General features: G+C 72.6%; 18 protein-coding genes and 1 pseudogene. 5 read left to right on the top strand and 14 right to left on the bottom strand.

Going from position 1 to position 21,868, the window contains the following annotated elements; all coding sequences use genetic code 11:
• Window positions 1–9: 9 nt before the first annotated feature.
• On the top strand, window positions 10–504 hold the full coding sequence (locus AB0877_RS10075) for a universal stress protein (RefSeq protein ID WP_355005258.1): 495 nt from the start codon (window positions 10–12) through the stop codon (window positions 502–504).
• A gap of 44 nt (window positions 505–548) precedes the next feature.
• Window positions 549–1,070, top strand: a complete 522-nt coding sequence (locus tag AB0877_RS10070) for a DinB family protein (protein ID WP_366608236.1) — start codon at window positions 549–551, stop codon at window positions 1,068–1,070.
• Between the two features lie 7 nt (window positions 1,071–1,077).
• On the opposite strand, the gene AB0877_RS10065 is transcribed toward AB0877_RS10070, so the two are convergent.
• The 3 genes from AB0877_RS10065 to AB0877_RS10055 form a co-directional block, all read right to left on the bottom strand.
• A complete protein-coding gene (locus AB0877_RS10065; RefSeq protein WP_366608235.1) occupies window positions 1,078–1,698 on the bottom strand; it encodes an HAD-IA family hydrolase in 621 nt (206 codons plus the stop codon).
• On the bottom strand, window positions 1,698–5,312 hold the full coding sequence (gene smc, locus AB0877_RS10060) for a chromosome segregation protein SMC (RefSeq protein WP_366608234.1): 3,615 nt from the start codon (window positions 5,310–5,312) through the stop codon (window positions 1,698–1,700). Before smc ends, AB0877_RS10065 begins: the two co-directional genes overlap by 1 nt.
• Before the next feature lie 349 nt (window positions 5,313–5,661).
• Window positions 5,662–5,856, bottom strand: a complete 195-nt coding sequence (locus tag AB0877_RS10055) for a hypothetical protein (protein WP_030487463.1) — start codon at window positions 5,854–5,856, stop codon at window positions 5,662–5,664.
• Window positions 5,857–6,228: 372 nt separating this feature from the next.
• Between AB0877_RS10055 and AB0877_RS10050 the strand changes: the two genes are divergently transcribed.
• Window positions 6,229–7,389 (top strand): CAP domain-containing protein, encoded by a 1,161-nt coding sequence (locus AB0877_RS10050; protein WP_366608233.1) that lies wholly within the window; start codon window positions 6,229–6,231, stop codon window positions 7,387–7,389.
• A 116-nt stretch (window positions 7,390–7,505) separates the two neighbouring features.
• Window positions 7,506–8,348, top strand: coding sequence for an endo alpha-1,4 polygalactosaminidase (locus AB0877_RS10045; RefSeq protein ID WP_366608232.1), 843 nt, complete (start codon window positions 7,506–7,508; stop codon window positions 8,346–8,348).
• A 253-nt stretch (window positions 8,349–8,601) separates the two neighbouring features.
• On the opposite strand, the gene AB0877_RS10040 is transcribed toward AB0877_RS10045, so the two are convergent.
• From AB0877_RS10040 to rsmD, 9 genes and pseudogenes are all read right to left on the bottom strand, one after another.
• Entirely contained in the window at window positions 8,602–10,821 is a 2,220-nt protein-coding gene (locus AB0877_RS10040; RefSeq protein ID WP_366608231.1) for an MMPL family transporter, read from the bottom strand.
• Window positions 10,822–11,041: 220 nt separating this feature from the next.
• Window positions 11,042–11,899, bottom strand: coding sequence for a bifunctional DNA-formamidopyrimidine glycosylase/DNA-(apurinic or apyrimidinic site) lyase (gene mutM / locus AB0877_RS10035; protein WP_112582008.1), 858 nt, complete (start codon window positions 11,897–11,899; stop codon window positions 11,042–11,044).
• 235 nt (window positions 11,900–12,134) lie between these two features.
• Window positions 12,135–12,842: pseudogene (gene rnc / locus AB0877_RS10030) on the bottom strand (ribonuclease III); the annotation flags it as partial.
• Entirely contained in the window at window positions 12,839–13,822 is a 984-nt protein-coding gene (locus tag AB0877_RS10025) for a phosphate acyltransferase PlsX (protein ID WP_366608230.1), read from the bottom strand. The pseudogene rnc and the gene AB0877_RS10025, both read right to left, overlap by 4 nt.
• 114 nt (window positions 13,823–13,936) lie before the next feature.
• Complete coding sequence (gene rpmF / locus AB0877_RS10020) at window positions 13,937–14,110, bottom strand: 50S ribosomal protein L32 (RefSeq protein WP_030335284.1); 174 nt, start codon at window positions 14,108–14,110, stop codon at window positions 13,937–13,939.
• Between the two features lie 5 nt (window positions 14,111–14,115).
• Complete coding sequence (locus tag AB0877_RS10015) at window positions 14,116–14,679, bottom strand: YceD family protein (RefSeq protein ID WP_366608229.1); 564 nt, start codon at window positions 14,677–14,679, stop codon at window positions 14,116–14,118.
• 109 nt (window positions 14,680–14,788) lie between these two features.
• A complete protein-coding gene (locus tag AB0877_RS10010) occupies window positions 14,789–15,286 on the bottom strand; it encodes a hypothetical protein (protein ID WP_355005267.1) in 498 nt (165 codons plus the stop codon).
• Window positions 15,287–15,544: 258 nt separating this feature from the next.
• Window positions 15,545–16,027, bottom strand: coding sequence for a pantetheine-phosphate adenylyltransferase (gene coaD / locus AB0877_RS10005; protein ID WP_366608228.1), 483 nt, complete (start codon window positions 16,025–16,027; stop codon window positions 15,545–15,547).
• Complete coding sequence (gene rsmD, locus AB0877_RS10000; protein WP_366608227.1) at window positions 16,024–16,587, bottom strand: 16S rRNA (guanine(966)-N(2))-methyltransferase RsmD; 564 nt, start codon at window positions 16,585–16,587, stop codon at window positions 16,024–16,026. The genes coaD and rsmD overlap by 4 nt, the downstream gene beginning before the upstream one ends.
• 396 nt (window positions 16,588–16,983) lie before the next feature.
• Between rsmD and AB0877_RS09995 the strand changes: the two genes are divergently transcribed.
• Entirely contained in the window at window positions 16,984–17,946 is a 963-nt protein-coding gene (locus tag AB0877_RS09995) for an LPXTG cell wall anchor domain-containing protein (protein WP_366608226.1), read from the top strand.
• A gap of 76 nt (window positions 17,947–18,022) precedes the next feature.
• Here AB0877_RS09995 and recG read toward each other — a convergent pair whose 3' ends face one another.
• On the bottom strand, window positions 18,023–20,221 hold the full coding sequence (gene recG, locus AB0877_RS09990; protein ID WP_366608225.1) for an ATP-dependent DNA helicase RecG: 2,199 nt from the start codon (window positions 20,219–20,221) through the stop codon (window positions 18,023–18,025).
• Window positions 20,218–21,831: a DAK2 domain-containing protein gene (locus AB0877_RS09985; protein WP_366608224.1), complete on the bottom strand. Its 1,614-nt coding sequence runs from the start codon at window positions 21,829–21,831 to the stop codon at window positions 20,218–20,220. The genes recG and AB0877_RS09985 overlap by 4 nt, the downstream gene beginning before the upstream one ends.
• Window positions 21,832–21,868 lie beyond the last annotated feature (37 nt).

Raw genomic sequence — 21,868 nt, 5'->3', positions numbered from 1 at the left:
GGTAGAGCCATGGGCGTGGGAGCACCGGACCGCGAGGAGTACGGCCCCCGGACCCGACCGCTGCCCTTCGAGCGCGGCACGGACGGCCCTCGGGTGATCATGGCGGGTGTCGACGGCACCCGCACCTCCGAGCGGGCCGGTGCCTACGCCGCCGGCCTGGCCCGTCGGCAGAGCGCCGCGCTGGTGGTGGTCTTCGTCAGCTCACCGAGCGGGCTGACCGCCCTGGTTCCCGGCATGGACGCCGGCGCGGTCCAACGCACGCACGACGAGCTGGCCGACGAACTGCGCCGGGAGTGCCGGCGTGGGGCCGAGCAGTGGGGCATCCCGGTGACCCTGCTGGTGCGGCGCGGCGACGCGTACGGCGAGCTGTGCGCGGCGGCCGACGAGTTCCAGGCCGACATGCTCGTGGTCGGCGCGTCCGAGCAGGCCGGACACCGGCTGGTCGGCTCGGTCGCCACCCGGCTGGTCCGTGCCGGCCGCTGGCCCGTCGTCGTGGTGCCCTGATAACCCGTCGCGGCATGTCCGGGGTGCCGGGCAGGATGCGCGGCATGATCTGGACCGCACCGGAGATAACCCGGACTCCCGAACCGTACGTCGGCGACGAGCGCACCATGCTCGACGGCTGGCTCGACTACCACCGACAGACGCTGCTGCTCAAGTGTGCCGGGCTGACCGAGGAGCAGTTGCGCACGCCGAGCGTGCAACCGTCCGGGCTGACCCTGCTCGGCCTGGTCCGGCACCTGGCCGAGGTGGAGGCCTGGTGGTTCCGGGAGAACTTCGCCGGCGAGCCCGTCGACTACCCGTACTTCACCCCGGAGAACCCGGACGCCGACCACGACGTCAGCGCCGCCGACGCCGAGGCCGACTTCGCCACCTTCCACCGCGAGGTGGCACTGGCCCGCGAGGCCGCCGCCGGCCACTCGCTCGACGAGACGTTCATCGAGGTCGGCGCGAAGAAGCGCACCTTCAACCTGCGCTGGGTGTACGTGCACATGATCGAGGAGTACGCCCGGCACAACGGCCACGCCGACCTGATCCGGGAACGCATCGACGGCGTCACCGGCGAGTGACAAGGGCTCAGTAGTCCAGGGCCGCCCGCAGGTAACGCAGGTCGGCGTGGCCGCCCCAGCGGTGCGCCGACAACCCGGCGGACCGGGCACCCCGCACGGCCCAGTCCTCGTCGTCGACGCACAGGACCCGGGCCGGCGGGGTGGCCAGGGCCACGCAGGCGGCCTTGAAGTATTCCGGGGCGGGCTTGTGCACGCCGATCACCGAGGAGTTGACCACCACGTCCAGCTCGCCGACCAGGCCGAGCGCGGCCAGGTCGGAGTCGAGCAGGTCGGTGGCGTTGGTGCCCAGCCCGACCCGGACGCCCGCCGCACGGACCTCCCGAACGAACGCCAGCACCTCCTGGTCGACCTCTCCCCGGTAGCTCTGCCACTGCTCCACGGCGGCGCGGGCCCGTTCCGGGCTGCCCACCGACTCGGCCAGGGCGTCCGCCACGCTGTTCACCCACTCGGCGTGGTTGACCTGGCCGGTGAGCACCGGCTGGAGCCGCCCCCACTGCATGGCGATCTCGCCGAGCACCCCCTCGGAGAGGCCGTACTCCCGCTCGACAACGGCGGCCACCGCCGGGTCCCACCGGCGCAGTACGCCGTCGAAGTCCAGCAGGAGCGCCGTCGCGCGTTCCCGAGCCACTACCCGTTCTCCTCGCCGCGGCCGTGCCGCTGGTCGTTCTCGTCGGTCTGGTTGAGCCGTTGGCTGATCACCTGGGTGACCCCACTGCGCATGGTCACGCCGTAGAGCGCGTCGGCGATCTCCATCGTCCGCTTCTGGTGCGTGATGACGATCAACTGACTCTTCTCGCGCAACTGTGCCATCAACGTGATCAACCGGCCCAGGTTGACGTCGTCCAGGGCCGCCTCCACCTCGTCCATGATGTAGAACGGGCTGGGCCGGGCGCGGAAGATCGCCACCAACATGGCCACCGCGGTCAGCGACCGCTCGCCACCGGAGAGCAGCGACAGCCGCTTGATCTTCTTGCCCGGCGGGCGGGCCTCCACCTCGACGCCGGTGGTGAGCAGGTCGTCGGGTTCGGTGAGGATCAGCCGTCCCTCACCACCGGGGAAGAGGACGGTGAACACCTGCTCGAACTCCCGGGCGGTGTCCTCGAAGGCACTGGCGAAGACCTCCAGGATCCGCTCGTCCACGTCCTTGACCACGGTGAGCAGGTCCCGACGGGTGGCCTTGAGGTCCTCCAACTGCTCGGAGAGGAACTTGAAACGCTCCTCCAGCGCGGCGAACTCCTCCAGCGCGAGTGGGTTGACCTTGCCGAGCAGGGCGAGTTCGCGTTCCGCCTTCGCGGCGCGCTTCTCCTGCACCGGCCGCTCGTAGCGCACCGGCTCGGGCACCGGCAGACCGTCACGTTCGGCCGTCGCGACGTCCACCGGGGTCGGCGGAACGGGCTGCGTCGGACCGTACTCGGCGACCAGCGTCTCCACGTCCAGCCCGAAATCCTCGGCGGCCTTCGCCTCCAACTGCTCGATGCGCAGCCGCTGCTCCGCCCGCGCCACCTCGTCGCGGTGCACCTGGCTGGTCAGCCGCTCCAACTCCGCCCCGAGCCGTTTGGCGGCACCGCGTACCTCCTGAAGCTCCGCCTCCCGCGCGGCGCGCTCCAGGGCGACCGCGTCGCGGTGCTCCTCCGCCGTCGCGATCGAGGTGGTCAGTCGGGTCAGCGCCTCCCGGGCGCCACCGGCGACGGACCGGGCGATGCCCGCACCCCGGGCGCGGGCGGCCCGGCGGGCCGCCGCGCGTTCCCGGGCGGCCCGCTCCGCGGTGGCCTGCCGCGCGAGCGAGTCGGCCCGGCCGGCGATCGAGGAGACCCGCTCCTCGGCGGTACGCACGGCGAGCCGGACCTCCATCTCGTTCTGCCGGGCCTGCGGCACCATGGCCGCCAATTGATCCCGTTCCTCGCTGGAGGGCTCGGCGTCGACCGGGGTCTCCTCGGCCAGCCGTAGCCGCTCCTCCAACTCGGCGAGCGCGGTGAGGTCCCGTTGCCGGGCGGCCTCGGCGCGGGAGCGGGAGTCGCCGAGCCGGTCGGTCTCGGCCTTCGCGGAGCGGGCCGCCGCGCCCAGCTCGGCCAGCCGGCGGGCAGCGGCGTTGCGGTGGCTCTCCGCCTCACGCTTCTCGGCGGCGGCGTGCTGCACGGCCTCCTTGGCGGTCGCCACCTCGGCGCGCGCCTCGACCAACTGATCACGCAACTCCAGGCCGGCGCGTTCGGCGGTGACCCGGTTGGCGCGGGCCTCCTCGACTGCGGCCTGCACCTCGATGTAACTGGGAGCCTTGGCCGACCCGCCCGCCGCCGCGTACGCCCCGACGACGTCACCGTCCGGGGTGACCGCCCGCAGCTCGGGGTTGCTGGCGATCAGCTCGGCGGCGGCGGCCAGATCGTCGACGAGCGCCACGTCCCGCAGGGCCCGGTGCACCGCCGGACGCAGCTCGGCGCTGCACTCCACCAGGTCGGGCGCCCACCGGGCGTCGTCCGGCAACTTCGGGCGCAGAGCGTCCGCGGAGCCGGTCATGCCGGGCCCCGCCGGGCTGCCGACCAGCAGTCCGGCCCGGCCGGCGTCGGAGATCTTCAACAGCCGCATCGCCTCGACGGCCTCGTCCACCCCACTGACGGCGACGGCGTCGGCGAGGCCGCCGAGCGCGGCGGCCAGCGCGGCCTCGTGACCGGGCGTGACGGTGAGCAACCCGGCGAGGCTGCCGAGCAGGCCGGGCACGTCTCCGGCGCGGGCGAGCAGCGCCCCGGCGCCGTCCTTGCGCCGCAGCCCCAGGGCGAGCGCCTCCTCGCGGGCCTTCCAGGAGGCGGCGTCCTTCTCCGCCGCCCGCTCGGCGTCGGACAGCGATCGGACGGTGGCTTGGGCCCGTTCCTGCACGGCGACCGCCTCGGCGTGCCGGGCGTCCAGGTCCGCGTTGTCCCGGTCGGCCTCGGTGGACTGGGCGGCGACCGCGTCCAGGTCGGCCTGCGCCTGCTCGGCGCGGCCCAGCGCGTCGGCGTGCGCGATCGCGAGGCGTTCGATCTCCTCGCCGGCGCTGGTGGTCCGGGCCCGGGCGGAGTTGACCTGGCCGGTGAGCCGGGCCATGCCCTCGCGCCGGTCGGCGATGGCCTTGGCCGCGGCGACCAGCTCGCGCTCGGCGGCGGCCAACTGCCGCTCCAACTCCTGGCGGTGCTCGACCGCCTCAGCCAGTCGGATCTGGTCGTCGGTGAGCGCGCCGCGCAGCTCCTCCTCCTGCTCGCGGACGCGTTCCGCCTCGGCTTCCAGCTGGTCCGGATCGCGGCCGGGCCGCTCGTCGTCGCCGGTGGCGCTGAGGTGCCGCAGCCGCTCCCGGGCCAACTGCTCGATCGAGCGAAAGCGTTCCTGGAGGGCGGAGAGCTTGTACCAGGTGTCCTGGGCGGCGGCGAGCAGCGGCGCGTCCTCGGCGAGGGCGGCCTCCAACTCGCCGAGCCGACCCTGCACCTCGGTGTGCTCACCCTCGATCTGCTCGCGCCGCTCGCGCAGCGCGGTCTCGTCGGCGATCTCCCGGTCCAGGGTGGTCCGCAGGGTGGCCAGGTCGTCGGCGAGCAGCCGCAACCGGGCGTCGCGCAGGTTGGCCTGGATGGCGGCGGCGCGGCGGGCCACCTCGGCCTGCCGGCCCAGCGGCTTGAGCTGACGACGCAGCTCCGCCGTGAGGTCGGTCAGGCGATTGAGATTCACCTGCATCGCGTCGAGCTTGCGAAGCGCCTTCTCCTTGCGCTTGCGGTGCTTGAGGACGCCGGCCGCCTCCTCGATGAACGCCCGGCGGTCCTCCGGCTTGGCGTGCAGCATGCCGTCGAGGCGGCCCTGCCCGACGATGATGTGCATCTCCCGGCCGATGCCGGAGTCGGACAGCAGCTCCTGGATGTCGAGCAACCGGCAGGAGTTGCCGTTGATCTCGTACTCGCTCTCACCGGAACGGAACATCCGGCGGGTGATGGAGACCTCGGTGTACTCGATCGGCAGCGCGCCGTCGGTGTTGTCGATGGTGAGGGTGACCTCGGCGCGACCCAGCGGAGCCCGGCCGGCGGTGCCGGCGAAGATGACGTCCTCCATCTTGCCGCCACGGAGGGCCTTGGCGCCCTGCTCGCCGAGGACCCAGGCGATGGCGTCGACGACGTTGGACTTGCCCGAGCCGTTCGGGCCCACCACACAGGTGATCCCGGGCTCCAGCTTCAACGTCGTGGCGGAGGCGAAGGACTTGAACCCCTTCACCGTCAGGCTCTTGAGATACACCTACTCGATCCTCGTCCGGTGGCCGCCGTACCGTCGCCGGCTGCGGGGACCTGGGTGAACCCGCAGACTAACCCGGCGGTGTGAGCGGGCCGGCACGCGACCCGCCCCGCGTCGCGTCGACAGGGTTCGCGCTGTTGTTCGGTTGACCGCGAGAAAGACAAGCGCCTTTCATGATCGGCTTATCCGCCGACGTGCTTTTCGGTAACTGTGCGGCGCGCTTCCCACACGATCGGCTGCAAGATCATGAATGGTCGGCACCGAAAAGGTGCCGGACAGTGTTGCGCGCCGGCACTCAGGTGTCGGCGCGCATTTTTGCGGTGGTGCGATTCAGTTTTTTGCGACGTGAAGATCAGGTCAACGCCGGCTCGGCCAGACGGAGAAGATCATCCGCCTCCGCCGCAGCCGCCGCGAGCCGATCATTGTCGGCACGCAGACGCGTGATCTCGAACTCCAGCGCCTGAACCCTGGAACGCAGTCGGGTGACCTCGTCGAGCAGACGCCGGTCGGGCGCTGCACCTACGTGGCCGTAGAGGGCCTTCGCCATGCTGACTCCTTGATATGCGCTGCCGGAAAGGCCGGCCAAACGCGCGCCCATTTGTACGCGGCTGTCATTCCAGGCTGTATCTGGGCATGACCGGGCGCGACTGGCGACACCTATATATTGAGCCGCAAACCCCTCCTTCGTCAAGTTCTCGCAGGCCGTAGATCATCTCCACGTCGACCTGTCCACTTGTCGGGGGGCTGCCACAAGGCACGGACACTCTCTGTCCGGACGCCTTTACTGTACGCCTGGATTCGCGGAAGTCCGCACCCTGGCGTCCGACTTCCCCTTAACTCTTTCTTAGCCACGTTGCCGCAGGTCGTAGGCGCGCCGTAGCGTCACCCCGGCCCGCAACCGACCCCTGGAGGCATAGGCGTGTACGGCTGGACCGATCCGATGGACCCCAACGGCGCCCCCCGGCGCGCCGGAGGACCGACCGACGAGCCGGCCTGGCTGCACGACCGCCCGGAACCCCGCTCGGCCTACCTCTTCGGCGACGAACCCGATCAGCCGCGCGACGAGTGGCACCGGGAGCACACCGACAGCCGGCAACCGGACCCGGCGAACCCCGCCGAGGCGGCCGACGCCCGCACCGCCGCCTGGGGGGCGTACCAGCCGGACGGAGCGACCCACGGTTGGGGCGACAGCCACCCGGCCGAGGACACCACCGGAGGACGGCGCGCCGAGACGCCCGGCGGCTGGCACACCGACACCGACCCGGCGGCCACCGACGGCTGGCACGGCACCGCCGAGACCAGCCGGCCCGGTGAGGGACGGCACCGCTCCCCACGCCGCTGGCGCCGCCCACTGATGATCGGAGGGGCCGCCGCGGCCGCCACCCTCGTGGTGAGCTTCGGCGTCGGCGCGCTCACCCTGCCCGGCGGTGACGACGGGGCCGCTCAGCCGACGGCAGTCGACGACTCCTTCGCCACGCCGGCCGCGCCCACCGAAGAGCCGGTGCTGGACACCCTCGCCGCGCCCTCTCCGTCGACCATCCCCAGCCCGGCTTCTCCCAGCCCGTCGCCGACCAAGGTCGTCAAGCCCACGCCGGCGGCGTCGCGGAGCACCGCCGCCTCGCGCCGCAGCGTCCAACGCAGCACCGCGCCGAGCAACACCGGCAACTCCGCCGGTTCCAACGGCTCCAGCGGCACCGTCAGCGCGCAGGCCCGCGAGGTCGTGGACCTGGTCAACGCCGAGCGGGCCAAGGCCGGCTGCCAGGCGCTGAGCATCAACACCAAGCTGATGACGGCCGCCCAGCGGCACAGCCAGGACCAGGCCGACAACAAGAACATGTCGCACACCGGCAGCGACGGCAGCAACGCCGGCACCCGCCTGGACCGGGTCGGCTACACCTGGCGCACGTACGGCGAGAACGTGGCCTGGAACCAGCAGACCCCCGCCGCGGTGATGGACGCCTGGATGAACAGCTCCGGCCACAAGGCCAACATCCTGAACTGCGCGTTCACCGAGATCGGCGTCGGCATCGCCAACAGCAACGGACCGTACTGGACGCAGGTCTTCGCAGCACCGCGCTGACCGCGCGTCGTTCCCGCCCCCGCGCTCGTTGACCCGGTGAGGTACGTCGGGCCGGAGCGTGGGGGCCGCGTACCGGTGCGGGCGGCGACCGGCCGCCCGGGACCCGGGAGCTGCCGATGCGGATCCGGCCGCGGCGACGCGTCGCCGTACGCCCAGTGCGCCGCGCCCTGTCCGCCAGCGTCGCGCTCGTGCTGGTCATACCGGCGTACGGGTGCCGCCCGGCGCTGACCCCGCCCGGTGCGCCCACCGCGTGGCCGGCGGCGCAGGCCCGGCACTGGCAGTGGCAGTGGCAGCTCAGCGGCCCGCTCGACCCGGCGGTGGACGCCCACGTCTTCCTCCTCGACCCGGTGGCCACCACCGCCGCACAGACCGCCGACCTGCGTTCCCGGGACCGCCGGTTGATCTGCCAGGTCCACGTCGGATCGGTCCGCTCCGACGACCCGGACGCCAGCCGGTTTCCCGAGGTCGTCCGGGGCGCGGCCGGACGTAGAGCCGACAGCCGGTGGCTGGACGTCCGGAGTTGGGACGCGCTCCGGCCGGTGCTGACCGACCGGTTCCGGCTCTGCCGGGGCAAGGGCTTCGGCGCGGTGGCGCTCTTCGACGCCGACGGGTACGCGGCGCGCTCCGGCTTTGCGCTCGACTTCGACGACCAACTGCTGTTCAACCGCCGGCTGGCCGAGCTGGCCCGCTCACTGAGCCTCTCCCCGGGGCTGGTCAACGACGTGCCACAGCTCGCCGCGCTGGCCCCGGACTTCGACTTCGCCGTCAACGAGGAGTGCGTCCGGCTGACCCAGTGCGCCAAACTGCTGCCGTTCAGCGACGCCGGCAAGCCGGTCTTCCACGTCGAGTACACCGGCTCGACCGACGACTTCTGTGTCACCACCGTCGGCTACGGCTTCGCGTCCATCCGAAAGGACCGCACCCTCGACGCATCCCGCGAACCCTGCCCCCTCCCCTAACCCCACCCCACCCCGCCCCTACGCCCCACGCCCGCGCCCGCCCCGCCCCGCCCTGCCCTGCCCCGCCCCGCGATCTTGCACTTTCGGTTACCGTTTTGCCGGGTTGCTCCCGCTTTGCCGCGACAGAAACCGCAAGATCGCCGGGCTGAAGGCGGGGTGGGGCTGAGTGGGCTGGGCAGGGCGGGGACGAGGCGGGAGCGGGGGCGGGACGGGGGCGGGGCGGGAGCGGGGGCGGGAGCGGGGCGGGCGGGGGTTAGGGCACTGGGACCAGTTCCGGGGCGGAGGCGGGTGGGTCGGTGGGGGCGGGGGCCGGGCGGGGGCGCAGGAATCGCGGGGCCCACCAGTTGGCGTCGCCGAGCATGGTCATCAAGGCCGGCAGCACCACGCCCCGGATGATGGTGGCGTCCAGCAGGATGGCCGCCGCCAGCCCGATGCCGAGCTGCTTCATGTCGATCGTGCTGAGCGTGGCGAAGATCGAGAAGACCCCGACCATCACGATCGCCGCACTGGTCACCACCCCGGCCGACGACGTGATCCCGTACGACACGGCGTCGCGGTTGGGCAGGCCGGACCGGACGCCCTCGCGGATCCGACTGACCACGAAGACGTGGTAGTCCATCGAGAGGCCGAAGAGCACCACGAACAGGAACAGCGGCAGCCAGGACACGATGGCGCCCATCGAGGTGAAGCCGAGCAGCCCCTGCGCCCACTCACCCTGGAAGACCAGCACCAGCAGGCCGTACGCGGCGCCGGCGGAGAGCAGGTTCAGCGCGATCGAGCTCGCCGCGATCACCACCGACCGGAAGGTGAACGTCATGACCAGGAAGGTCAGCACCAGCACGAAGCCCATGACCAGCGGCAGCTTGTCCCGGACGTGCTGGGCGTAGTCCTCGCTGTCGGCGACGCTCCCGCCCACCGCGTACTCGATGCCGGGGATGGCCCGCAGTTCGGCCGGGACCAGATCCTCGCGCAGCTTCTCCAGCGACTGCACCGACCGGTCGTCCCGGCTGGCGTACGGGGTGGGAACCTCCAGCACCGAGACCCGCCGATCGGCCGACACCTCGATCTTCGGTCCGTCCGCCTCGGCCGGGGCGAACAGCGGATCGGCGGCTGCCCGGATGGACAGGCCGGTGAGGGCGGCGCGTACCCGATCGGCCTGGTCGGCGGGCGCCCGGACGGCCACCACGTGATTGGTGCCGGCGCTCGGGAAAGCGGCGGTGAGCCGGTCGTACGCCTGCATTGCCGGAGTCGTGCGGGGCAGGTCCTCCATGCCGGGGAACTTCAGCTTCATGCCGAGCGCCGGCGCGGCCAGCGCCAGCAGCAGACCGACCGAGATGACGAGCGTCGCCACCGGGGCGCGCAGCGCGGGTCGGAGCACCGCCGGCCACAGCCGGGGCGCGCGGGGCTCGCCGTGCCGGCCGGTACGTGGCGCGGTCAGTCGCCAGAGCAGCGGCACCCGGGGCCGGTCCACCCAACGGCCGAGCCGGGCCAGCAGGGCGGGCAGGACGGTCAGTGAGCCGGTCACCGCGACGGCCACCACGAGGATCGAGCCGATGGCGAGGGACGAGAAGACGACGTCGCCGGCGAGCAGCAGCCCGGCCATCGAGATGATCACCGCGAAGCCGGAGACGACGACGGCGTGCCCTGAGGTCTCCGCGGCGATCTCCACCGCGTCCAGACCGGACCGACCCTTGGCTCGTTCCTCCCGCTCTCGACGGATGTAGAACAGCGAGTAGTCGACGCCGACCGCCATGCCGATCAGAAGGATCACCGGTGCCGTGGTGTCGGTGGCCGGCACCAGGTGGGAGGCGAGTGTGGACAGACCCATCGCGGCGGCGACCGAGGAGAGGGCCAGCAGCACCGGCACGCTCGCCGCGATCAACGCGCCGAACGCGATGATCAGGATCGCCAGGGTGACCGGCAGGCTGAGCAGCTCGGCGCGCTTGAAGTCCTTGCCCAGGGTGTCGTCGAGGGCCTGGCCGATCGACGGTCCGCCGACCTGCTCGACGCGAAGCCCGGGGTGCGCGGCCTGCACGGAGGCGGTGGCGTCCCGCAACGGCTGCACCCGCTCCGAGGCCGTCTCCGGGTCACCCGACATGGTGATCGGCAGCAGCAGCGCCGAGCCGTCCCGCGCGGTGACCGGCTGCCCCACCCCGGCGACCCCGGGGACCGTCCGCAGCCGGGCCGCCGCGTCGTCGGCCGCCGACTTTGCCGCCGCCGGGTCCAACGCGCCACCCCGGGCGGTGATGAGGACGTTGTCCACGGCCGGGTCGTCGAAGCTACCGGCGTCGACGATCAGGCCGGCCCGCCCCGCCTCGCCGATCGCCTGGTCACCGCTGGTGGCCTCGTTGATTCCGGCGGCGTTGCCGCCGACGAAGCACACCGCCACGAACACGGCCCACAGTGCGATCGCCCGCCACGGATGCTCGGCGCTCCACCGCGCCAGCCGCACCGTCACCGGTCTTCTGCCCATCTCGGGTCCCCCTGTCACGTCAACCCCCTGTCAACGGTGCTGACGCTAGGTGCGTGACGAGGCGGTCACATCGGGGATCGACCCGGGCCCACCCTGGAACCGGCGGACCGGGCGCGGGGGTGCGTCCGCCGGACATCGGCCCGCGATTCGGACGTACACCGGGGGCCTGCCCCGAGCGCCAGGCCGCGACCCGCCGGCATCGCCCCGAGCCGGCTCCGGGTCATCCCCGAAGGGAACCCCGGGGCCGTGGCTGACAGTGCGGGCAACTGTACGAGGACCGGTTCATGAACGCCTCACGGCGGATCGGCGCGCCACACCGACGGCACGGCTCGCCCTCGCGGCCGTAGGCGTTGAGCGCCCGGTCGAAGTAGCCGCTCTCGCCATTGACGTTCACGTAGAGGGCGTCGAAGCTGGTGCCGCCCTCGCTGATCGCCTCGGCCAGCACGTCACGGACGTGGCCGAGCAGACGCTGCGCGGCCGGGCCGGTCAACGCGTCGGTGGGTCGGCCGCCGTGCAGCTTGGCGCGCCAGAGCGCCTCGTCGGCGTAGATGTTGCCCACCCCGGAGATCAGGGTCTGGTCGAGCAGCGCGCGCTTCACCTCGGTGTGCCGGCGGCGCAGCGCCGCGACGAACGCCTCGTCGGAGAACTCCGGGTCCATCGGGTCGCGGGCGATGTGCGCGATTTCGTCGGGCAACTCGGCGCCGCCCTCGCTCACCGAGAGCCCGCCGAACGTGCGCTGGTCGACGAAGCGCAGCTCCGGACCGTCGTCGCTGAACCGGAACCGGACCCGAAGGTGGGTCTCGTCGGTCGTGCCGGGGGGCTGGAGCAGTAGCTGACCCGACATGCCGAGGTGCCCGACGATCGCGTCACCGCTGTCCAGTGGCAGCCACAGGTACTTGCCGCGACGGCGGGCGTCCAGCACCGTCCGGCCGGCGAGCACGTCGGCGAAGTGCACGTCGCCGGGAGCGTGCCGGCGGACCGCACGCGGATGACGAACCTCGACCGAGGCGATCCGGCGGCCGACGACCCACTGGGCCACCCCCTGCCGGACGGTCTCCACCTCGGGCAGCTCAGGCACGCGGGCCACCCGTCTCGTGACCGTCGGCGCCCCCGGCCGGCAGGGCCTGCGCCAGGTGGTCGGCCTGCTCGGCCTGCGCCGCCCGCTCGGCGCTCTCCAGCGGCCCGAACGACTCGCCCCGATCGGCCGAGTCGTCCCGGTCGGCCGGCTGGCCCCGGCCGGGGTCGCCGTCCTGACCACCCTGGCTGCCGTCGCCGTTCTGGCCGTCCTGGCCGCCGTCGCCGTTCTGGCCGTTCTGCTCGGCGAGCGTCCGCCAGGCGGCCTCGGCGGCCCGCTGCTCGGCCTCCTTCTTGCTGCGCCCCTCCGCGCCGCCGTACCGGTTGCCGGCAACGACCACCCAGGCGGTGAACGTCTTGAGGTGGTCCGGGCCGGTGCCCTCGATCCGGTACTCCGGGACGCCGAGACCGAGCGCCGCCGTCAGCTCCTGGAGACTGGTCTTCCAGTCCAGCGCGGCCCCACGACCGGCCGACTCGGCCATCAGCGGGTCGAAGAGCCGGTGGATGACGATCCCCGTGGTGTCCAGGCCGTACTGGAGGTAGATCGCGCCGAGCAGCGCCTCCAGCGTGTCGGCGAGGATGCTCGCCTTGTCCCGACCGCCGGTCGTCTCCTCACCCTTGCCGAGCAGCAGGTACGCGCCGAGCCCGTCCGGGCCCAGACCGCGCGCCACGTCGGCGAGCGCCCGCATGTTGACCACGCTGGCCCGCAACTTGGCCAACTGCCCCTCGGGCAGATCCGGGTGGTTGTGGAACAGCGCCGTGGTGATCACCACGCCGAGCACCGAGTCGCCGAGGAACTCCAGCCGCTCGTTGGTCGGCAGCCCGCCGTTCTCGTACGCGTACGACCGGTGGGTCAACGCGCGCTGGAGCAGCTCGGGTTCCAGGCTTACTCCGAAGGCGGCTTCCAGGTGACCGACGGACGCCCGCCGCCGCTTGTCGTTGCTCATGTGCGTACCTCGGTGTCGGTGGAGCGGTCGGTGCGACCGGTCGCGGCGTTGCGGTCGAGCAACGCGGAGACCAGATCGGTGGCGCGCCGCCGCCACAGGTGGGCGGCGAGAGCTATGCCGGAGGCGACGTCGTCGGCGCGGGCGGACCCGTGACAGACGACCACCGTCCCCGCGACGCCCAGCAGGGCCGCCGCGCGGGGCGCGCCGCCCTGGGCAGGTGGGCCGCCGGCCATCGCGTACGCGCCCTCAATGGCCTTGAGCAGCACGTTACCGGTGAAGCCGTCGGTGACGACCACATCGGCGCGCGCGCCGAGGGCCACGTCGAACCCTTCGACCAGGCCGACGTAGCGCGCCCCGCCGGGCAGCGGTTCGACGGCCAGCAGGGGGTCGGTGGCGCGGCGGACCCGGTCACCCTTTCCGGCCTCGGTGCCGACCGAGAGCAGCCCGACCCGGGGCGCGGCGATCGAGTGGGCCACCGCCGCGTACGCGGCGCCGAGCACGGCGTGGCGGGCGAGGGTCGCCGGGCGGGGTTCCAGGGAACCGCCGACGTCGAGCAACACGACCGGACCGGCCACGGCGGGCAGGGTGGCGGCCAGCGCGGGTTGGCGGATCTCCGGCGAACGGCCGAGGCCGAGTACGGCCGCGGTGACGGTGGCACCGGTGGCACCGGCGGAGACCAGGGCATCGGCGGTCCCGTCCCGGACGGCGGTGACCGCGGCCCGGACGGTGCTCTCGGAGCGGGCGGCGCTGGGATGGTCGGCCATGCCGACGACATCGCGCACGGGTCGCACCGTGATCCTGGCGCGTTGCGTGGGATCGAGGGCAGCGATCAGCTCGTCGGCGACCTCGGTCGGACCGACGAGAAGCAGGTGCAGGTCGGGGTCGGCGCGCATGGCCCGCAGAGCGCCGTCAACCACGACGGCGGGAGCGTCGTCCCCGCCGAGGAGGTCAACGGCGATCCGCGCGGTGCCCGGCTCCACCGGAACGCCGGCCGGGTTGGACCGGCCGGCGTCGGAGGGAGCCGGGGCACCGGGCGAATGCCAGGATGCGCGCGCCTCCCGACCTGAGGTCGGGGGCGTCACTCGGCGTCCAGGTCAGACCTCGAGAACCTGGCGGCCGTTGTAGGTGCCGCAGACGGAGCAGGCGGCGTGCGGCAGCTTCGGGGACTTGCACTGCGGGCACGCGACGGTCGCGACCACTGTCGCCTTCCAGTTCGCCCGGCGGGACCGGGTGTTGCTGCGCGACATCTTGCGCTTCGGGACGGCCACGGTTCTTACTCCTCTGTAACGGTCAGTTGCGACAGGCCCGCCCAACGCGGGTCGATCTGCTGGTGACTGTGGTCGGCCGGCAGATCGTCCCAGTGCGCCCCGCATTCGGGGCACAGTCCTGGGCAGTCCTCCCGGCAGAGCGGGTTGGTCGGCAGCGTGAGCACCAACGCGTCCCGCAGCGCCGGCTCCAGGTCGATCAGATCGCCCTGCATCCGGCCCACCTCGTCCTCGTCGGTCGTGGCGTCCGTGGTGCTGTCCTCGTACGCGTACAGCTCCTGGATCGTCACGCCCATCGAGTCGTTGATCTCGCGCAGGCAACGGCCGCACTCACCCCGGACGGGACCGGTGATGGTCCCGGAGACGAGCACGCCCTCGGACACCGACTGCAACCTCAGATCGAGGTCGAGGTCCGCGCCCTCCGGCACGCCGATCAACTCCACACCGAGGTCCGCCGGTGCCGGCACGACCCGCCGGACCTCACGCAACGCGCCAGGGCGACGCGGCAGTTCCCTCGTGTCGAGGACCAGCGGCGACCTGGGGTTGAGTGTCGATGGCGAGTGCTTGGGCATAGTTAGACTCCGGCCGGTGAGAGGCCGACAAAAAAGGTTACCTGGACGACCGCCGGACCGTCGAACCGGGGGCGACGCCCGCCTGAGAAGTCGGCTGGTGAGGTGCCGCTCAGAAGGGTAGCGGGCGTTCGGCCTCATCCCCAGCGAAGGTGCCGATCTCCCGCAGCGCGTGCATCTTGTCCCGGCCGCGCTCTATCGAGGCCAGCGCCCGGGTGAGGAACTGCTCGAAGTTGGCCAGCGCGGTGTCGACGTAGTCGTCGACCTCCTCACGCAGGCGTTGCGCCTCGGCGCGGGCCTCGCCGATGATCCGGGCGCCCTCGTGCTCGGCCGACACGGTGATCTCGTTCACCGAGACCAGGCGGGCGTGTTCTGCCTCACCCTCGCTGATGATCCGGTCCGCCTCGCGCTTGCCGGCGTCCATGATCTTGTCCCGCTCCTCGAGGAGCGCGGCGGCGCGACGCAGGTCGGCGGGGAGATCGGCACGCATCTCATCGAGGGCAGCGATCATCTCACCCCGGTCGACCATGCAGTTGTTGCGCGACATCGGGACGGAGCGGGCCTGCTCCAGGATGGCGATCAGTTCTTCGATGCGATCGAGCGGGTCCACCGGCTACCTCACTCCTGTCGTTCGTCGGCCGACCTCCATGATGCGGGCTACGGCCGTTCCCCGCGCCACCAATCATGTCGTGCCGGCCCCACCACCGCCCCACTCACCCCAACCCGGCGAGTCGCGACATAGTCACCCGCGGCTCCCACCGCGCCGATCTTGCACTTTCCGTCCCGTCAAACCATGACGAAAAAGGCGTTGCGGGCACCGCAAGTGCAAGATCGCGAAGGTGGGAGGTGGAAGGCGGCCGGGGTTCGTTCAGTGGCGGGGGGCGAGGCGGGCCTGGAGGGCTTCGCGGACCGGGTCCGGGACGTGGGCGGAGATGTCGCCGCCCCACTTGGCCACGTCCTTGACCAGACTCGACGAGAGGAACGAGTAGAGCGGGTTGGTCGGCATGAAGAGCGTCTCGACGCCGGCCAGACCGATGTTCATCTGGGCCATCTGCAACTCGTAGTCGAAGTCGCTGACCGCCCGCAGGCCCTTGATCAGCACACTGGCCTGCTGCGCCCGGCAGAAGTCCACCAGCAGCCCCCGGAACGACTCGACCCGTACGTTGCCGTACGACGAGGTCACCTCGCGGAGCATCTCGATGCGCTCCTCGACGGTGAACAGGCCACTCTTCGACTGATTCACCAGCACACCGACGATCACCTCGTCGAAGAGCCGGCTGGCCCGCCCGATGATGTCGAGGTGTCCGTTGGTGACCGGATCGAACGAACCGGGGCACACCGCACGTCTCATGATCGGCGACCGTACCAAAGGGTGGTCTCGCCGTAACGGCGACTGCGCTCGGCGGTGATCCCCTCCACCCAGTCGAACTCCCTGGTGCGGCGGGACCGCTCCACCACCACCAACGCGTCGGGCGTCAGCCAGCCGCCGTCGACCAGCGCGGCCAACAGCGCGGTGATCTCCTCGTCCGGCACCGCGTACGGCGGGTCGGCGAAGACCACGTCGTACGGCCCGTCGTCCGGCCCGGCGGCCAGCACAGTCGCCACCTTGCCGGTGACCAGACGGGCCGCCGGACCCGCACGGAGAGCCGCCACGTTCTCCCGGATCACCCGGGCCGCCCGCGGATCGGACTCGACCAGCAACACGTGCCGGGCGCCTCGGGAGAGCGCCTCCAGGCCGACCGCGCCGGAGCCGGCGTACAGGTCCGCGAAGCGGGCGCCATCGAGATCGACAGCGGCCTGGACGGCACTGAACAGCGCCTCCCGAACCCGGTCCGAGGTGGGTCGGGTGCCGGCGCCGGGTGGCGCGGCGATCCGCCGGCCACCGAGCGTCCCGGCCACGATCCGGGTCACCGTTTCCTCCTGCTCATGCCCGCGACGCTACGCGATGCGGCGCGGACCCGGTCCGCACGGCACGGATCCGGGGAGCGGGCCGGCCGGCAACGACGGGGGCACCTGAGCAGCCTCGACGCAGCGGCATCCACCGTGGAGCCGGAGCGGGGCGGACCGTCCCCAGTGACCGGACCGGCACCTTCGGTATATCAAAGATCACGAATCGACTACATTGCCGGATGGCAATGATCTGAACTCCCCTCATTAACCACCCATCAGTACAGTCTCCCCCTGTCCCCGCTTTCGCCGCGGGAACACCACCGCGTCGCGCGACGCCCCGGTGAGCAGTGACTCCCCGGTCACGATGCCTCCCGGCCTTCCGCCACGCGATCCGTACCCCCCTCACCAGGAGCAGGCGTGAACCCTCCCAAGTCTCCGTTCCGGCGCGTAGCGGCCATCGCCGCGGGCGCGTTGATCGGCATCGCCGGCGTCGGCGTCCTCGCGAGCCCCGCGAGTGCCCACCACCCCGAGCCCTCCGGCACCTACTGCCTGACCTCCGACGGCCAGGTCAAGGTGACCTGGACGGTCGGCAACAGCGAGAACATCACCGCGAAGATCACCACGCTGAAGTCGACCGTTCCGGCCGACTTCACCGGCGGCCTGGCGCAGGACGCCACTCTCCCGGCGAAGGGCGAGGGTTTCCTCACCGGCACCCAGGCCTACCGCTTCGACCAGAAGCGGCCGACGGTCGAGCTGACCGTCGAGGCCCGCTGGGTGCGCGACGACCGGATCGTGAGCGAGTCGCGGACCGTGGCCGCCGAGCCGAAGGGCACCTGCGCGGCAGAGGCCACGCCCTCGCCGAGCAGCCCGACGCCGACCGCCACTCCGTCGGCGACCCCCACCCCGACCCCCACTGTCGCCTCGCCGTCGCCGAGCCAGCCTCCGACCCAGAGCCCGACCCCGACTGCCACCCCGGCTCCGGCGGAGCCGGTGGGCTCGGTCGAGTCGACCTGCGACAAGCTGACCTTCGCGATCGAGAACCCCGCCGACGGTGAGACCGTCACGCTCACCCTGACCCCGAACAAGGGCGAGGTGAAGACGCTGGTCGTCAAGCCGGGCGAGACCGGCTCCGTCTCCTTCGACGCGACCGAGGGTCTCGTCGTCACGCCGGCGGCCGAGGGCCTCGACGACACCGAGCCGATCGCCTGGGAGCAGCCGGCCGACTGCGCCCCGGGTCAGGGTGGCGGCAAGGACGAGCCGGCTCTGCCGCTGACCGGTGCCGCCACCGGCGGCATCATCGCCGGTGCCGTGGTGCTGCTGGCCGCCGGTGCCGCCCTGTTCGTGGTGGCCCGTCGTCGTCGGGTCCGCTTCACCGCCTGAGACAACCCGCTCCGACAGCTGAGGGCGCGTCGACCACCCGGTCGGCGCGCCCTCAGCCATGTGATGGCTTGCGTGGTCAGCCCTTCTCCAGGTACTCCGCGCGGTCCTCGTCCACCAGTGCGGCCACCGACGCGGCCAGTGCCGGGCTGCGGGCCAGCTCCGGGTCGTCCTCGATCAGGGTGATCGCCTCGGCGCGGGCGTCGCGGATCAGGTCGGCGTCGCGCCGCAGGGACAGCAACCGCAGGTGCGAGCGGTGCCCGGACTGGGTGGCACCCAGCACGTCGCCCTCGCGGCGTTGCTCCAGATCCAGTTCGGCGAGCTTGAAACCGTCGCTCGTGGACGCCACCGCGTCCAACCGTTCCCGCGCCGACGAACCCTCGGCCGCCTCGCTGACCAGCAGGCACAGCCCGGCGGCGGCGCCCCGGCCGACCCGGCCCCGCAACTGGTGCAGTTGGGAGACACCGAACCGGTCGGCGTCCAGCACGATCATCACTGTCGCGTTCGGCACGTCCACGCCGACCTCGATCACTGTGGTCGCCACCAGCACGTCCAGGTCACCGGCCGCGAAGGAACGCATCACCGCGTCCTTCTCGTCGGCCGGCAGGCGACCGTGCAGCACCCCGATCCGCAGGCCGCGCAGCGGACCCTCGGCCAGCAGCGGGGCCACCTCGGTCACCGCCAGCGGCGGCCGACGGCCGTTGTCGTCCTCGGCTGGCGGCTCCTCGTCGGACGTGGGACCGTCACCGATCCGGGGACACACCACGTACGCCTGGTGGCCGGCGGTCACCTCCTCGCGCAGCCGACGCCAGGCCCGGTCCAGGTAGGCGGGCTTCTCGGCGGCCGGCACCACGTGCGAGGCGATCGGCGACCGCCCCCGGGGCAGCTGGGAGAGCGTGGAGACCTCCAGGTCGCCGTAGACGGTCATCGCCACCGTGCGCGGGATCGGGGTGGCCGTCATCACCAGCACGTGCGGCGGCTGGTCGGCTTTGGCGCGCAGGGCGTCGCGCTGCTCCACGCCGAAGCGGTGCTGCTCGTCGACCACCACCAGGCCGAGATCGGCGAAGTCGACCCCCTCGTAGAGCAGGGCGTGGGTGCCGAGCACGATGCCGGCGGCACCGCTGGCCACCTCGCCGAGCGCCCGACGGCGGGCCGCCGCGCCGAGCGAGCCGGTGACCAACTCGACCCGGGTGGCGTGCTCGGCGGAGCCCAGCTCACCGGCCCGCCCGAGCGGCCCGAGCAGGTCGAGCATGCCGCGGTGGTGTTGGGCGGCCAGCACCTCGGTCGGCGCCAGCAGCGCGGCCTGCCCACCCGCGTCGACCACCTGGAGCATCGCCCGTAGCGCCACCACCGTCTTGCCCGAACCCACCTCGCCCTGCAACAGGCGGTGCATGGGGTGCGCTGTGGCCAGGTCAGCGGCGATCTCCACACCGACCTCCCGCTGACCGGCCGTCAGCTCGTACGGAAGTCGGGCGTCGAAGGCCTCCAACAGCCCGTCCGGACGCGCCGGGCGGGGCCGGGCCGGCCAGTCGGCCGCCCGGTGCTTGCGCTGCACCAGGGTCACCTGGACGGCGAAAGCCTCGTCCCACTTGAGGCGCCGCCGCGCCTGGTGCAGCGCCTCCTTGCTGGACGGCCGGTGGATCTCGGTCAACGCGACGCCCAGCCCGACGAGCTTGCGGCCGGCCCGCACGGCGCTCGGCAGTGGATCGTCCGGCGGGGTGAACGTGTCCAGTACGACGCGCACGCAGCGCGCGATCACCCAGGTCGGCACGGCCGCGGCGGCCGGGTAGACCGGGATCAGCGCCCCGGCGAACTCCTCGATGTCCTCGCTGATCGCCGCCTCGCCGTCGCCGCCCTCACCGAGCAGGACGTACTCCGGGCCGTTGAGCTGCCGTTTGCTGCGGAACTCGGTGACCTTGCCGGCGAACAGACCCCACCGACCCGGGCGCAGCTCGCGCTCGCGCCACGCCTGGTTGCCGAAGAAGGTCAACGTCAGCACCCCGCCGGAGCCGTCGCCGACGGTCACCTCGAGCAGGTTGCCCCGCCGCTGACGCATCGGGCGCACGGTGGTGCGCTGCACCTGGGCCATGACGGTGACCTGCTCACCGACGTCCAGTGAGCGGATGTCGGTGTGTTCGCCGCGCTCGTCGTAGCGACGCGGGAAGTGGTAGACCAGGTCACCCGCGGTGTGCAGGTCGAGGTGCGAGGCCAGCGCCTTCGCTGTCTTGTCCCCGACCAGCTTCTTCAGCGGAGTGTCCACGGTGGCTGGTTCGCTCATTCGATCCCTACCAGGAGCGGATAAAACGGCTGACCGCCCGGGTACGCGTGCACCTCGACGAACGGCCAGCGTCGCGCGACGTGCGCGCGGACGGCGTCGGTGAGCCCGGCCGGAGCGTCCACCCCGGCCAGCAGGGTGACCATCTCGCCGCCACCACCGAGCATCCGGTCGACCACCGCCGCGCAGGTGTCGGTGAGGTCGGTGCCGATCAGGTGCACCTCCCCCTCCACCAGCGCCAGCACGTCACCGGGACGGCACGGGCCGGCCACGGTCAGCGCCTCCCGGCTGGCATGGCAGACCTCGGCGTACCGGCAGGCCCCAGCCGCCTCGGCCATCGCGATGACGTCGTCCTCGAAACGGCGGTCGCCGTCGCGGACCGCGAGCGCCGCCAGGGCCTGCACCGGCGAGCGGGTCGGCACCACGCTCACCTTGATGCCGTACCGATGGGCCTCGCGGGCGGCGGCGCTCGCCACCGCCTCGGTGTTGGCGTCGTTGGGCAGCACCACCACCCGGGCCGCGCCGGTGCCGCGGACGGCGTCGAGCAACTCACCGGTGGACGGGTTGCCAGGCACGACGGTCGCGCCCTCCGCGGCGAACAGGTCGGCGATGCCGCCGCCGGTGGCCACCACCACCGCGGCCCGGCCGGCCACCACCGGGCCGGGGGGCGACTCTTGCTGGTCGGCCAAACGGGTGACCGAGATGCGGTACGGGCGGCCGGCGGCGACACCCGCCTCCACCGCCGCGCCCACGTCGTTGACGTGCACGTGCACGTTCCAGGTGCCCTCCGGCTCACGCCCGTCGCCGACGACGACCAGCGAGTCGCCCAGGGCGTCGAGGGCCCGCCGCAGCCCGTCGACCGCCTCGGCGTGGGCGTCGAGCAGGAACTGCACCTCGTACGCGTACTCGCCCGAACCGGTCTCGCGGGCGACGGTGGCCGCCGGGCGGGCGGGGCGCGGTGCCGGCGCGGGACCTGCCGCGCTCTCCCCGGTCAGCACCTCGACCAGGGCGTCGAGCAACACGCAGAGCCCCCGGCCACCGGCGTCGACCACACCCGCGCGGGCCAGCGCCGGCAACTGCTCCGGGGTCCGGGCGAGCGCCTCGGCCGCCGCTCGGGCCGCGACCCCGGCCACCGCCGGCAGGTCGTCGCTGTCCGCGCCTTCGGCCGCGGCGGCGGCGGCCGCGATCACGGTGAGCAGGGTGCCCTCGACCGGCCGGGAGACCGCCGTGTACGCGGCGGTGGTGCCGCAGCGCAGCGCGGCGGCCAACTCCCGGCCACGCACCGCCGGCACCCCGGCGACCTGGTCGGCGAGGCCACGCAGGATCTGCGAGAGGATCACCCCGGAGTTGCCCCGCGCGCCGAGCAGCGCTCCCTGGGCCATCAGCCGCAGCGCGTGCCCGTGCGCTGTGGGCCCGCTGTGCGGGAGCGTGTCCAGATCCATGGCGAGGGCCTGCTGCGCCGAGGTGAGGGTGAGCACCAGGTTGGTGCCGGTGTCACCGTCGGGCACCGGATAGACGTTGAGCTGGTCGATCTCGCCCTGGTGGCGCTTCAGTGCGGCCAGCCCGCTCGCGCACCAGCGGCGGACCGCGGCGGCGTCGAGGGTGTCCAGCACGGGCAGAAGCCTACTGGCGCACACCGACACCCGTCGG

It is taken from the genome of Micromonospora sp. NPDC047644, assembly GCF_040704315.1.
In the GTDB taxonomy this organism is placed as follows: domain Bacteria; phylum Actinomycetota; class Actinomycetes; order Mycobacteriales; family Micromonosporaceae; genus Micromonospora.
Note: the sequence above shows the minus strand (reverse complement) of the source record. Positions and strands in the feature narration are given on the sequence as shown.